At 47.2% G+C, this 13,708-nt stretch carries 12 protein-coding genes and 1 pseudogene; all 13 read right to left on the reverse strand.

The window, feature by feature from the left end:
- Nucleotides 1–502 precede the first annotated feature (502 nt).
- The gene (locus tag HUJ19_RS02740; protein WP_290622151.1) at nt 503–712 is read right to left on the reverse strand and encodes a DUF1653 domain-containing protein; all 210 of its coding nucleotides are present in this window, start codon (nt 710–712) and stop codon (nt 503–505) included.
- Between the two features lie 60 nt (nt 713–772).
- Nucleotides 773–2,074, reverse strand: coding sequence for an adenylosuccinate synthase (locus tag HUJ19_RS02745; protein ID WP_290622154.1), 1,302 nt, complete (start codon nt 2,072–2,074; stop codon nt 773–775).
- Nucleotides 2,075–2,284: 210 nt separating this feature from the next.
- Nucleotides 2,285–2,470 carry a DUF2065 domain-containing protein gene (locus HUJ19_RS02750; RefSeq protein WP_290622156.1) on the reverse strand — a complete coding sequence of 62 codons (186 nt, stop codon included), beginning with the start codon at nt 2,468–2,470 and terminating at the stop codon, nt 2,285–2,287.
- A gap of 84 nt (nt 2,471–2,554) precedes the next feature.
- Nucleotides 2,555–3,439 carry a protease modulator HflC gene (gene hflC, locus HUJ19_RS02755; protein WP_290622158.1) on the reverse strand — a complete coding sequence of 295 codons (885 nt, stop codon included), beginning with the start codon at nt 3,437–3,439 and terminating at the stop codon, nt 2,555–2,557.
- Between the two features lie 9 nt (nt 3,440–3,448).
- Nucleotides 3,449–4,513: an FtsH protease activity modulator HflK gene (hflK, locus tag HUJ19_RS02760; protein WP_290622160.1), complete on the reverse strand. Its 1,065-nt coding sequence runs from the start codon at nt 4,511–4,513 to the stop codon at nt 3,449–3,451.
- 101 nt (nt 4,514–4,614) lie between these two features.
- Entirely contained in the window at nt 4,615–5,916 is a 1,302-nt protein-coding gene (gene hflX / locus HUJ19_RS02765; RefSeq protein WP_290622162.1) for a ribosome rescue GTPase HflX, read from the reverse strand.
- Between the two features lie 443 nt (nt 5,917–6,359).
- Nucleotides 6,360–6,686: pseudogene (hfq, locus tag HUJ19_RS13030) on the reverse strand (RNA chaperone Hfq); the annotation flags it as partial.
- A gap of 180 nt (nt 6,687–6,866) precedes the next feature.
- The gene (gene miaA / locus HUJ19_RS02775; protein ID WP_290622164.1) at nt 6,867–7,820 is read right to left on the reverse strand and encodes a tRNA (adenosine(37)-N6)-dimethylallyltransferase MiaA; all 954 of its coding nucleotides are present in this window, start codon (nt 7,818–7,820) and stop codon (nt 6,867–6,869) included.
- A gap of 17 nt (nt 7,821–7,837) precedes the next feature.
- Nucleotides 7,838–9,595, reverse strand: a complete 1,758-nt coding sequence (gene mutL, locus HUJ19_RS02780; protein WP_290622166.1) for a DNA mismatch repair endonuclease MutL — start codon at nt 9,593–9,595, stop codon at nt 7,838–7,840.
- Nucleotides 9,596–9,638: 43 nt separating this feature from the next.
- Nucleotides 9,639–10,979 (reverse strand): N-acetylmuramoyl-L-alanine amidase, encoded by a 1,341-nt coding sequence (locus HUJ19_RS02785; RefSeq protein WP_290622167.1) that lies wholly within the window; start codon nt 10,977–10,979, stop codon nt 9,639–9,641.
- A gap of 14 nt (nt 10,980–10,993) precedes the next feature.
- The gene (gene tsaE / locus HUJ19_RS02790) at nt 10,994–11,473 is read right to left on the reverse strand and encodes a tRNA (adenosine(37)-N6)-threonylcarbamoyltransferase complex ATPase subunit type 1 TsaE (protein WP_290622168.1); all 480 of its coding nucleotides are present in this window, start codon (nt 11,471–11,473) and stop codon (nt 10,994–10,996) included.
- Between the two features lie 31 nt (nt 11,474–11,504).
- On the reverse strand, nt 11,505–13,013 hold the full coding sequence (locus HUJ19_RS02795) for an NAD(P)H-hydrate dehydratase (RefSeq protein ID WP_290622169.1): 1,509 nt from the start codon (nt 13,011–13,013) through the stop codon (nt 11,505–11,507).
- 22 nt (nt 13,014–13,035) lie between these two features.
- On the reverse strand, nt 13,036–13,584 hold the full coding sequence (gene orn / locus HUJ19_RS02800; protein ID WP_290622170.1) for an oligoribonuclease: 549 nt from the start codon (nt 13,582–13,584) through the stop codon (nt 13,036–13,038).
- Between the last annotated feature and the right edge of the window lie 124 nt (nt 13,585–13,708).

Raw genomic sequence — 13,708 nt, forward strand, 5'->3', positions numbered from 1 at the left:
GTGACCAAAGGGAATCCCTTTAGGGAGATGATTTTGATAAGAATTTTCAGCACAGTGACCAAAGGAAATCCCTTTAGGGAGATGTGATGTAAATTCTGGTACCCAAGGGGGCAGACCCTGCGTTAAGTATTTTGGGAGTGGCGCGGGTAGTCACGCAAAGCGTGACCTCAATATACGGGTGGTCTTCTTTTATGAAGTACATCCTGTACTTCACCCTTCGGGCTAGCTTCGCTATTCAAAATCGTTCCTGACGATTTTGTGGTTACTTAGGGCAAGACAAATTTGTCTGGAACAAATTTGAACAGCGGAGTGAAACGACGCTGGCTTCAGCGGAATACAAGGATGTATTCCGTAAAAGTAACTCGCTGAGTAGCGAAAGGATAGGTGCAGGAATGATTAAAAAAGATATAGATTCCCGCACCCGAGGGCATTCCCTTTGGTCACCTACGCGGGCGACCGTAGGAAGTGCCCGTGGTGAATGACGAAAGTAAAAAAACCACCCTTAATTTTCGACCAACTCAAAACGCTTAACCTGCACGCCATCAACTTCGACAGTTTCTGTAAACATATCCAATGGACGAATCCAGGTATCGTAATCACCGTACAGGGTTTTATAGACCACAAAGTATTCCAGCGTTTCTGAATGACGCGCCACGTCCAGCACTTCGTAGAACTGACCTTTGTAATGCTTATATTTGGCTTTGGGAATCATGCTAATTTTCTCTTTTGACAAAAAAAAAGCGACCCGCAGGTCGCTTTCGACGTTTATCTATTAGGCTTCAAAAGGATGACGCTTAATAATGGTTTCGACGCGATCTGGACCGGTTGAAATAATATCGACCGGAACGCCGACCAACTCTTCAACTTTAGCAATAAAGTCTATGGCGTTTTTGGGAAGATCATCCAATGATTTAGCCCCGAAGGTTGACTCTTTCCAACCAGGCAGCTCAATATAGACTGGCTTTAAGCGCTCATAATCTTCAGCACAGCTTGGCGTATTATGCATTTCGCCATTCACTGGGCAGTCATATTTAACCGCGATTTTTACTGTCTCAAGACCATCCAGGACATCCAGTTTAGTCATGCAAAGACCGGACACGCTGTTAATATCAACCGCACGCTTAAGTGCTACTGCATCCAACCAGCCGCAACGACGTGGGCGCCCCGTTGTTGCACCAAACTCGTTACCCACTTTCGCCAGGTGCTTGCCGGTATCGTCGAATAATTCGGTTGGGAATGGACCACCCCCAACACGCGTAGTGTAGGCTTTAGTGATACCAAGCACATAATCAATATGACGTGGACCAACACCAGAGCCGGTTGCTACACCACCGGCAGTAGTGTTTGAAGAAGTCACGAAGGGATAGGTGCCGTGATCAATATCCAGCAAAGTCCCTTGTGCCCCCTCAAACATCAATTTCTTACCTTCGCGGCGCATGTCAGCAAGAATAGCCGGCACATCAGAAACCATAGGTTTTAGCCACTTGGCGTATTCTTTACACAGCGCAAAAGTCTCATCAAAGTCGATTGGCTCAGCTTTGTAATATTCGGTTAGCACAAAGTTGTGCAGCTTCATAACATCACGAAGTTTTTCCTCCAGGCGCGGAAGATCGAACAAGTCTTCAACACGTAAACCGCGACGTGACACCTTGTCTTCATAAGCCGGGCCAATACCGCGACCGGTCGTACCGATTTTCTTCTGCTCAGTACGCGAAGCTTCACGGGCATTATCCAAAGCCACATGGTAAGGAAGAATTAAAGGACAGGCAGGGCTGACGCGTAAACGCTCCATAACAGGCACGTTTCGCTCAAGCAACATATCCATTTCCTTGCGTAAGGCATCTGGGGCAAGCACCACACCGTTACCGATGTAACACATAACACCGTCATTCAGGATCCCCGATGGAATCAAGTGAAGTACAGTCTTCTCGCCTTTGATAACCAGTGTATGACCTGCATTATGACCGCCCTGGTAGCGCACGACAGCGCTCGCCTGTTCAGTCAACAAGTCAACGATTTTACCTTTACCTTCGTCACCCCACTGGGTGCCTAGTACCACAACGCTTTGTGCCATTTTTAACTCTTTCTCTACTTAGTAGATTGATGGGTTTATTGCCACGAAAAAGGACAGGAAACCGCGCATTTTACCGTCAAAAAACGCGAAAATCCCCCTTTTTTTGAAAAAATCGAGCTCCGCTATAAAAACCAGCTTAGCCGCTTGGAATATCAAGGAGTTAACTTTGAAAATCAGAGACTTTCTAGCTCTCGGATACAGCCTTTTAACTTATAATACCCAAAAGACCCAGGCAAGACCGGCCAGCATCGTTAAAAAACCGCCAATACGGACACTGCTGTCGGGTCGTTTCATCACTTCCCACATCATCCGTTTCCATGCTTTTGGCATCACTGCTGGCAAAAAACCTTCAAATACCAGCAACAGACCTAAGGCTATCATGATTTCCTGTGTCATAAGATCACCCGCTCAGTTTCATTAACCAGCTATCGACCCATTAAAAAAGGCCAGCTAAGCTGGCCCTTGCCCTGATGGAAAGTTTTATTTTCCATCCATATCTTTGAAATACTTAAAGAATTCACTGTCTGGCTTAATGACGATAACATCGTCTTCGCTTTTAAAGGATTCTTTATAAGCATCCAGACTGCGCAAGAATGCATAAAACTCTGGGTTCTTGCCGTAAGTTTTAGCATAAATTTCCGTTGCCTCTGCGTCCGCCTGACCACGTATCACCCGCGCTTTACGATCAGCTTCTGCTAGGATTCGCTGAATTTCAGCGTCAGTTTCAGCAATCAGAATCTGACGATCTTTCTCACCTTCTGATCGATGCGCATTGGCAATTTTGACCCGCTCGTTACGCATACGGTTATAAATTGACTCACTCACTTCTGTTGGCAGGTTAATCGTTTTGACACGAATATCGACTACTTCAATACCCAGATCAGGTGCAATCTTCTGCGTTTCAGTCAGCATCAAGCCCATGACTTCTTCACGCTCACCGGAAACAACCTGAGTGCGCGTACGCTTACCAAACTCTTCACGTAAGGCGTTCTCAACCGTGTTATCCAATAGACGCTCAGCCACACGATAGTCAGCACCGGTACGGCGATAGAAATGATCAAAATCTTTAATACGCCATTTGATATAGCTATCAACAATCAGATCTTTCTGCTCTTCTGTTGCAATACGGTCAGATTCCCCATCAAAAGTCTGAATCCGATTGTCCATCGTAACCACTTCATCTGCGATGGGCCACTTGAAATGGAAGCCGCGCTGATACAGCTTTGCGGTTTCATCATCGTTGGTTTTGATATTACCAAACTGCAATACAATCGCTGTTTCCCACTCTTTAACCTTAAAGGTGCAGGTCATGATGACGATAGCAGCAATGATAAGTACTACAATTAATGAAATTAGCTTATTCATGTTGTTCTCCTACTGCTGCTTCTGATTGCTATTATCAGTGTCTGAAGTCTTGCTACGCTTCATAATACTGTCGAGCGGGATATAGGTCATATTATTACCACCTTCGACATCAAGCATAATCTTACTGGTTTTGCTCAGAACACTTTCAATGGTTTCAATATACAGACGCTGACGAGTCACCACTGGTGCCGCAGTATATTCAGGCAATAACTTCTCGAAACGAGCTACCTCACCAGCCGCTTTTTCAATCACGCGGGCACGATAGGCATTAGCTTGCTGGATGAGTTGCTGTGCCTGACCTTCTGCCAGAGGAATCTGTTTACTGCGATAGGCCTGGCCTTGCTCAATATAAGCACGTTGATCTTCTTCTGCTTTAATCGCATCATCAAAGGCGGGCTTAACCGAAGGTGGAACATCCACATTACCAATCAAGTTCACACGAAAGATCTCAATACCAGTGTTGTAAGGCTCAAGAATTGATTTCAATTCTTCGACAATATTTTGTCGAACCTCTTCTTTCTTATCAGTACGAGCGTCTTCAAGCTTAGTGTGTCCAATGACCTGACGTAAAGCAGCTTCTGTTGCATGCTTTAGCGTCTGAACTGGATCTACAACGTTAAATTTATAATCCAGTGGATCGTTAACGCGATATTGAACCTTAACTTTAACCGTTGCCACGTTATCATCTTTGGTCAGCATCAGACCTTCTACTTCGATGTCCTTGATCCCTTCAACGTCAATCAGATAGACCTGCTGAATGGGCGGGAACGCAAAGTGCAAACCTGCCGTATCAGTGCGGGTGTGCTTACCTAAAGTCAAAACGATTGCATTTTGCTTCTCATTGACAGTGTAGGCAGACTTGAATAAGTAAATTGCTACCAACACCAACAAACCAATAATAAAAGAGGCGTTACCACCAGAACCGCCTTTACCATTGCCTTTGCCACCGCCGAAAATACCACCGAACTTCTCGCTGGCCTGCTTCAGCAGGTTATCAAGGTCATTGTTATTACTAGGGCGTTTTTTGCCCCAAGGGTCTTGATCGTTGTTATTACCCGGTTCATTCCAGGCCATAGTCATCTCCAGTTCACTATTAAAAAAATCTATCCCGAATTGTAGGGAGCAGTAGCTTCCCTTTCAAGGCAAATCGGGCATTCTGTTACAAAAGGATGCTTTTAAGGACTCACCACAAAAGGCGTCAAATCTTTTTCAAGCTGCCTTCCCAGACGAACCCAATCTGATTTTGGCAGACTAACCGTCAATAAAATGTCGCCATTATCGCCGGTATCTTCTGACTCAACAGCCTGTAATTCGTAAAGCAATCCGCGCAAACGCCCCTGATGCGGAGGTATGCGCAGTTCAGCATTAAACTGCTCTTCCTGGGCCAGCTCTTCAATCGCTTCTCTTAACAGCTCAATGCCCTGCTCTTTAAGCACCGAAATCCAGACGCGAATCGGCCGACCTTTGTCATCCCGATCAATATGCGGTTCTGCACCTTCAATCAGGTCAATCTTGTTATAAATTTCAAGGCGAGGGATCGTTTCAGCACCGATTTCCGTCAGTACCTCCTCTACCTGCTCCATATTCTCTTCGCGCCGCTCGCTGGCCGCATCAATCACATGCAGCAAGACATCCGCTTCCACCGACTCTTCAAGCGTCGCACGGAAGGCGGCAACCAATTCGTGGGGCAAATGGCGAATAAAGCCCACCGTATCGGCAATGATCACATCGGTTCCCTGCGGCAGGCTGATGCGACGCAAAGTAGGATCCAGGGTCGCAAACAGCTTGTCCTCCGCCAGTACGCCAGCGGTAGTTAAGTAATTAAATAATGTGGATTTTCCGGCGTTGGTATAGCCTACTATAGAAACCGTTTTGATATTGGCGCGTTTTCTTGAGCGACGCCCCTGCTCACGCTGTTTGGATACTTTTTCCAGACGCTTATCAATATATTTAATACGCTCACGAAGTAAACGACGATCCGTTTCCAACTGGGTTTCACCCGGACCACGTAAACCAATACCGCCTTTTTGTCGTTCCAGGTGAGTCCAACCTCGAATCAAGCGAGTGGACAAATGGCGCAGCTGAGCCAGCTCGACCTGCAACTTACCCTCAAAGGTGGAAGCTCTCTGGGCAAAAATATCCAAAATCAGACCAATTCGATCAATAACTCGCGCCTCAACAGCACGTTCAATATTACGTTCCTGGGCTGGAGAAAGATTATGGTTAAAGATGATGACATTAGCTTCGGTTGCCTGTTTGGCGCTTTTGATTTCATCAATTTTTCCGCTGCCAATAAAATACTTGGGATCAGGGCTGGAGCGCTTGGCAGTAATGATATCCATAACTTCAAGACCTGCGGAGCGGGCTAACTCCACAAATTCCTGTAAATCTTCCTGATGTTTATCCTGACTTACGGATTGCTGAAAATCGATATGTACCAAGATGGCAGATTCGCCACCACTATGTCGGTCAAACAAGAAATCACCTCAACATGCGAACTCGTTCGCTGTGAAAACAAAGAAAGGGATTGATGAGTAAATCATAAAGAATTTAAGACAACAAAGCCACCTACCGATAGTTATCGGCAGATGGCTTTATATGGAGCGTGTTGACTTTTGATATTCGTTTTTGCAGCAGTTTGTTTGGTTTTTATACACGACATCGTGGGAGTGGTGTAGCCATTCTACACCCTCACGCGATAACACAGTAGAAAGACCAAACAAACGCTGTCCGTCGGATTCAATCAAAAGCGCCCTGCTCATTGTTGCTCGCCACAGGTTTAGAATGACTAAACCAAGTGACAAGCGTCGCGATCAGAACGCTTTTGTTTTGAACAAAAATTGAAGATCAAAGGTCAACACGCTCCAGTACAACTAGCTCTGGTAGGAATTAAAAACTACATTCCGCCCATTGGTCCGCTGCCGGTACCGTATCCACCACCAGTCATAGGACCGGGGCCCATACCGCCGCCTTGAGGACCCATGTTGTGATCGTTACCTGGACCACCATTGCCGTTATCGCCATTCTGGCCATAATGACCACGAACATTGCGGATCGGAACAACAGTTGAAACTGCGTGCTTATAAACCATCTGGCTAACAGTATTTTTCAACAAAATGACAAATTGATCGAAAGATTCAATCTGGCCCTGAAGTTTAATGCCGTTAACGAGGTAAATTGAGACAGGCACTTTCTCACGACGTAATGCGTTCAAGAAAGGGTCTTGTAGTGATTGCCCTTTTGACATAGCTCTCTCCTGTGTGTTTTATGTATTTTCATTATTGGGGCCACTTCTAACTCAGGCCTTAATCAATAATTCATTTTTCTACAAATCAAATCTAAGTCGAGCTTAATCAAGTTCAAGCTCGCTAAAAGTGTACACGAAATAATCAGCCAGATCGAGATATATCAATAGGATAGCGTCACATTACATAGAATTTAACAATTGGACAGTTTCTTGATATAGCTTTTCTATGGGTTGCCGGGACTCCATCCAGTGCAGGTTTTTCCAGCTTCTGAGCCAGGTAAATTGACGCTTGGCTAACTGGCGGGTAGCGATAATACCTCGCTCAATAGCTTCTTCAAGCGTCAGCTCACCTTCCAGGTATTGCCACATCTGGCGATAGCCTACAGACTTAATCGAGGGAAGGTCCGGATTTAAATCACCGCGCTGATACAGTGACTCGACTTCCTGCAAAAAGCCCTGCTCCATCATCTGGTGAAAGCGCTTTTCAATTCTTTGGTGCAAATAGCTTCTATCCTCAGGTGCCATGGCAATTTGTAACGTACGATAGGGAAAATCATTTTGTTCCTGCTCGGCATGTAATTGGCTTAAAGGCTTTCCGGTAATTTCGTAAACCTCCAGCGCTCTCAACGTTCGCTGCGGATCATTTTCATGGATACGGCTTGCTGACTCAGGATCAATTTTCGCCAGCTGCTGATGCAGACTGGCTAAGCCCTCGGCCTCCAGGCGTTGCTGTAAGTTAGCACGCACTTTCGGATCTGAGTCTGGCAGGTTATGCATCCCTTCCAGTAAGGCCTTATAGTAAAGCATGGTGCCGCCGACCAGTAGAGGAATCTTGCCCTGACTGACAATGTCCGCCATCTCACGCAAAGCATCATCGCGAAACCGTGCAGCCGAATAAGGATCAGCAGGATCACAAATATCAATCAACCGGTGCGGTGCTCGCGCCAGTTCTTCAGCCGAAGGTTTGGCCGAACCTATATCCATCCCTTTATAGACCATGGCCGAGTCAACACTGATGATGTCCGCATTGAGTCTTTCCACCAGCTCAATGGCTAGATCGGTTTTGCCAGAGGCAGTCGGCCCCATCACAAAAATGGCTAGCGGTTTTTGTTTGGATTCGCCGGAGGAATGCATTAAATCACCTGGATTGATTATCGCAGTGAATGAGGGCTTACTAGCAACTCAAGTAACTGCTCACTTGTATAAGACTTGCAGAAGGAAGATTCAGCCCAGGGTAAGTGAGACAATTCTTCCAGCCAATGAGTCTGCCTTTCTGGCGCCCAGTGATTTGCCAGAGTTCGTAATAATTGAGCTTGCCAGTCCTTAGCGGATAAATTACTGCTAACCGCCTGATAGAGAGTTTCCTGTAGCCATTGCTGCAAGTCGATATGCGAAATACAGCTTGGCACTTTTCTGACCACCAGAGTTTTTGGCCCCGTCAGAGTCAGGTCAAAACCAGCCGCCTGCCAATCACGAATAAAGCCTTCACTGACACTATCGGCAGGAATGCCAAGCCTTAAGGGAAACAACATCAGCCGCTGTTTCACCTCACCAATTTGCCATTCATCTTGCAAACATTGACTGATATGACTGCAAAAATAGCCCTTCAGATCAAGCGCCTTAACCCCCTGCTCAGTCTGTTGCAATAGCAAACGATCATGTAATAACCAGAAATCACCTTGAGCCAATCTTGCAGCCAGTTTTGGCTTTTGTGGCCATTGGCGACCTAGCTGAGCTGAGTAGGCAGCGGAGCCGCTATCTTTAACCTGTTCCGCAAAGGCGCCGGCCTGATTGCGCGGCGTGAAATAAGGGTCAGCTTTGGTAGTGGGCTGAACCACAGATAGGCTGGGTTTCATATAAACCAGATTGTCTTCGGTATCGCCAATGTGACTGTTTGGCTCTAACATTTCGCCCTGCTCCAGCAGTGCTTCCTCAACTGCTCGGCTCATGAAATCATGTACCTGACGACCATTGGAAAAGCGTACCTCGTGCTTAGTCGGATGCACATTAACATCCACCTGCGATGCTTCGAGTTCCAGGTACAGAACATAGGCTGGCATGCGCCCTGCTGGAAGACGGTCGTGATAGGCCTGACGAATGGCGTGATTCAGGGTGCGATCACGCACGGCACGGCCATTGACAAACACATACTGACCGAGGCTTGAGCTTTGATGCCATTCGACCGGTGACAACCAGCCATACAGACGAGTTGATTCAACTGAGCTATCCAGCTTAATCGCTTCGCGCAAAAAAGAAGCGCCAAGAATCGAACCAATCCGCTGCTGATGTTGCTCATGGTTATGAGCAGCAGGTACTCGCTTCACCACTTTACTGTTATGCCTCAAAGTGATGGCCACATGCGGTGAACCAAGTGCAATTCGTTTAACCGTTTCTTCGATATGCACAAACTCAGTGCGCTCAGCGCGCAGAAATTTTTGTCGTGCTGGCGTATTAAAAAAAAGATCGCGCACTTCAACGATAGTGCCAGCAGGTAAAGACTGTGGCTGCAACTTAACCTGCATGTCCAGCCCTTCAGCAACCGCTGACCAGCCCATGTCCTGTGCCTGTGGCCTTGAGCTTAATTTGAGCTTAGCAACGGAGCTAATACTGGCCAGTGCCTCACCACGAAAGCCTAAAGTATAGATGGCTTTCAGATCATCGGAATGCTCAATTTTGCTGGTAGCATGGCGGGCCAAAGCAAGCTCAAGTTCATCCCGGCCAATACCTTCCCCATTATCGGTTACGCGAATTAAACGCGTTCCGCCTCGCTCAATGTCAATTTGAATTCGGTCAGCTTTGGCATCAATGGCATTTTCCAGTAATTCCTTAACAACCGAGGCTGGTCGCTCAACCACTTCACCCGCGGCGATCTGATTGGCAACTAATGGGGAAAGCTTATGAATAGGCATTGAGATAGCTTAGTGGTTCAAAACGTAAAGCCGAATAACAGCATTATTCGGCAGTTGGAATAACCAGTTTTTGACCAATTTTTACCACGTTGGTCGAAAGCTGATTGGCATTTTTTAAATCTCGAACAGAAACATTAAAGCGGCGAGCCACCTTGATCAGACTGTCGCCGCGTTGCACATGATAAATATTCTGGCGGTAGCGAGCGGCGAATAAAGTGCCGTCTGGAGCATGTTGCTTGAAGTAATCAACGATGCCATCGCCAACGCCTCTGGCTAGCTTTTTACGATAGGAAGCTGTTTTCATTAGAGCTTCTTCCTGTGGATTGGTGATGAAACCAAGCTCAACCAATATCGATGGAATATCCGGATTTTTCAGTACCAGCAGTGAGTTTTCTTCAACATGCTTTTTATGCATTTTTGGAACCACTTTACTCATGGCTCCATGCACAATGTTGGCGACTTTGGTGCTTTCAGTAATCGAGTTTTCCATCTGAAGATCCAGCAGTACCGATTTCACTGAGTTATCATAGTTAGACAAGACCACCGAGCTATCCACACCACCTAACAGTTCAGACTTTTCTTCCTGCATCTGCATCCAGCGCGCAACTTCTGATTTGGCACCATGTAAATTCAAAACCCACACAGAAGCCCCTCTGGCCTTAGGGCTTTTGAAGCCATCGGCATGTACCGAGACAAACAAGTCCGCTCGCTGCATTCTGGCCAAATCGGTACGCTTACGGTGTGGCAGATAATAGTCCCCGGTTCGGGTCAAAAAGGCTTTGATACCTTCAACCTTATTGAGCTCAGCCACTAACTCTTTCGACAGCGCTAAAACAATATCTTTTTCCTTAGTACCGCGACTTCCCATGGCACCGGGATCTTCTCCGCCATGGCCAGCATCAACCGCAACTACGATATCGCGGTCACTGCCGCGGCTGGCGACCGGTGTTGGCGCTTCCTGACGGCTTTCATCAAACAGGTCGATGACCAGCCGATCACCGTATTCCTGATAGGGCTTGAGAGAAAAACTTTTCGGTTCAGCAGCTTTATTCAGATCGAGCACCAGGCGTAACACACCATCACGAGGTGGTGTACTTTTACGTACCCGCTTGACCAGATCACTTTGAATCTCAAGACGATTAAGATCGACATTGACATTGGCACCGGGAATGTCTATCACAATCCGATGAGGGTTTTGCAGAATACTGACCTCGTGAGTGACGGGAGAGGATAAATCGAGGACAACACGAGTTGATTCCGGCGATTGCCAGAAACGCATGCTTTGTATCACCGCTGCCTCGGCAGCCGCTATACTCAGCGCGAGCATAACCATGCCCATAAATATTGTCAGCCACTTTCTCATCATATCGTTATAGTTAGCCACTTAGTCCCAGTGCTTTAGCTTGATTTTGGCATAAAATCACAGCTTTTTTCCAGTTTTTGCATTAACTCAGGGTGCGCGGATGACAAAGTTACCTTGCGCCCATCATCTTTATAATCCAGCTCGATCATCAAATCTGATCTGGGGATCATACCTTCGCCTTTATCTGGCCACTCGATCAGCATGATGGAATCCGGCTGTTGATACTCGCGAATACCAATAAACTCCAGCTCTTCAGGGTCGGCCAGGCGATAAAGGTCGAAATGATAAATAGTGAGGCCTACCAGCTCATAAGGTTCCACCAAAGTGTAGGTTGGACTTTTGGTGGCCCCCTGATAACCAAAGCCGCGCAGGATACCGCGCACCAGAGTGGTTTTTCCAGCGCCCAGTTCACCTTTAAAATAAATCGTCATGGGTGCTTTAATACAGGCCGCCAGTTTCTGCCCCATGCGCACTGTTTGTGATTCATCTGCTAATTCAACTGTAATTTTCTGCATTCACTCAAATCCAAACCAAAGGGTTAATCAGTTATCGATTAACCAGATAATTTATTGCTTCTATCAACTCGGAAGCCAACATGCCGCGAGTTCTATCACCAGCGGCTTCGACGCCAGCTGCAAAGTGAATCGAGGTGGCAACTCGCGTTGCATCCCAGGCCGACATACCCTGTACAAGCAGCGAACCAATCAAACCACTGAGCACATCGCCCAGCCCAGCGGTAGCCATGGCAGGATGGGCGCCACCGGCTATCACCAGCTGCTGACCATCGGCCAGAATGGTTCCTGCGCCTTTTAGTAGACAGATACAGCGATAACGTTCGGCAATTGCTTTGGCTGCAGTGATTCTATCCTCGCTGACTGTGGCTGTATCCCAGCTTAACAGACGTGCAGCCTCACCTGGGTGCGGCGTCACAATCAATGCCTGTGGCAATGCCAAGTTTTCATCTTGCTCAATCAGCTGCTGCAGCCAGAAAAGCCCATCGCCATCAATCAGACAAGGCAGTTTTTGTTCCACAGCATAGCTAAATGACTGCTCAAAAACCTGCCGCGCCCATTCGCTTCGGCCTAAACCTGGCCCCAGCACAACCGCATCATACTGTTTAGGGCTTGCTTCAATCAGGCTGTTAAAACTCAGCTCTTCAAAAGCAACACCATGCCACATGGCTTCCGGACAAAATCCCAAAGCTGCACTTCGATTATCCGGATGCAGGAAAGTGGTCACCAGACCCGCACCAGCTCGCAGCGCCGTCTCGGTAGCCAGCATAATGGCGCCGCCCATGGTGAAATCGCCACCAATACACAGTAAGTGGCCACAGGCCTGCTTATAGGTTGTCGCACTTCGCTCAGGAATTTCATCAATCACATCAGCATAAGACTGTTTCCAGGCAATTGGCTGCTGCTGATAAAACTGCGACTGACTGATACCTAAAGTGGCCAGGTGTAACTCACCCTGTGCGGCCAAACCTTCGTTAATGACCTGACACACTTTATAAAAAATAAAACTCACCGTGTGGTCAGCCTTGATATGAGAATCGGCGCACAGGCCTGAATCAGCATAAACACCGCTTGGCAGATCCAGAGCCAGTACTGGCATGCCCGACTGATTGATCTGCTCAATCACCTGCGCATATTCTTCTCGCAACTGACCTTTAAAACCCGTTCCCAGCAAGGCATCCACAATCACATCAGCCTGTTCAAACAAGCCCTGGCTTGGTGCTTTAACTGCGATATTTTTATCCTTAAGCTGCTGCCAGGCCTTGGCCGCGTCACCAGTAAGCTCATCCAGCGGCTTAATCGGTACCAATGTCACCTGCATCCCAACCCGCAGTGCCAGGCCCGCAAGAATCAGCCCATCACCAGCATTGTTGCCAGAACCGGTCACAATCACTACACGATGCGCCAGTGGCCACTCACGCTCCATGCAATCAAATGCTGCACGCCCAGCCCGCTCCATAAGCTCAAACAGAGCAAACCCTTGAGCTTTGGCGGCGGCCTGCTCAATCATCTTGATGCTGTCTGCTGTAAATACAGGATGCATAGACTATCCTTAGTTCATATATTTAGTTCAGGTTGATAAAGTGCTCGCGATAATAACGACACTCCTCTATCGACTCTCGAATATCATCCAGCGCGAGATGCGTTGCTGCCTTAGTCAAACCGTTCAAGATGGAAGGTTTCCAGCGGCGCGCCAGCTCTTTTAAAGTACTGACATCAATATGACGGTAATGAAAATAGGACTCCAGCTTTGGCATATACTTAACCATAAAGCGGCGATCCTGACAGATACTGTTGCCACACATTGGAGACTTACCCTCATCAACCCACTGCTTCAAAAACTCTAGGGTCAGCTCGCTGGCTTTCTCTTCATCAATGGTACTTTGACGCACTCGCTCAGTCAGTCCGGACTTGCCATGCTGCACCACGCACCATTCATTCATATTGTCGAGCACCTCATCCGACTGATGAATCGCAATCACAGGACCTTCCGCTAATATGTTTAGATCCTTATCGGTGACAATAGTTGCAATCTCAATAACCACATCAGTTTCCGGGTCCAGTCCCGTCATTTCCAGATCAACCCAGATCAAATTATCGTCATTTTTTGTCAAAACCAGCTCCTAATCGTTACGCCGAATCGTTACAATAACAGTCATTATACTCAGCTTAGCTCCATACCACTGAAGTTTTCAGCTATTATAGTCGCAGTTTTTGCGCTCGTATGGAAGCGCCTGA

The organism is Kangiella sp., from assembly GCF_014762745.1.
Classification (GTDB): Bacteria; Pseudomonadota; Gammaproteobacteria; order Enterobacterales; family Kangiellaceae; genus Kangiella.

Excerpts from the sequence above, each read along its gene's own strand:
- HUJ19_RS02740 (WP_290622151.1), bottom strand. The coding sequence starts at position 712 with ATGATTCCCAAAGCCAAATATAAGCATTACAAAGGTCAGTTCTACGAA.
- hflC (WP_290622158.1), bottom strand. The coding sequence starts at position 3,439 with ATGAATAAGCTAATTTCATTAATTGTAGTACTTATCATTGCTGCTATC.
- tsaE (WP_290622168.1), bottom strand. The coding sequence starts at position 11,473 with ATGCAGAAAATTACAGTTGAATTAGCAGATGAATCACAAACAGTGCGC.
- HUJ19_RS02750 (WP_290622156.1), bottom strand. The coding sequence starts at position 2,470 with ATGACACAGGAAATCATGATAGCCTTAGGTCTGTTGCTGGTATTTGAA.
- HUJ19_RS02795 (WP_290622169.1), bottom strand. The coding sequence starts at position 13,013 with ATGCATCCTGTATTTACAGCAGACAGCATCAAGATGATTGAGCAGGCC.
- mutL (WP_290622166.1), bottom strand. The coding sequence starts at position 9,595 with ATGCCTATTCATAAGCTTTCCCCATTAGTTGCCAATCAGATCGCCGCG.
- HUJ19_RS02745 (WP_290622154.1), bottom strand. The coding sequence starts at position 2,074 with ATGGCACAAAGCGTTGTGGTACTAGGCACCCAGTGGGGTGACGAAGGT.
- miaA (WP_290622164.1), bottom strand. The coding sequence starts at position 7,820 with ATGCATTCCTCCGGCGAATCCAAACAAAAACCGCTAGCCATTTTTGTG.
- hflK (WP_290622160.1), bottom strand. The coding sequence starts at position 4,513 with ATGGCCTGGAATGAACCGGGTAATAACAACGATCAAGACCCTTGGGGC.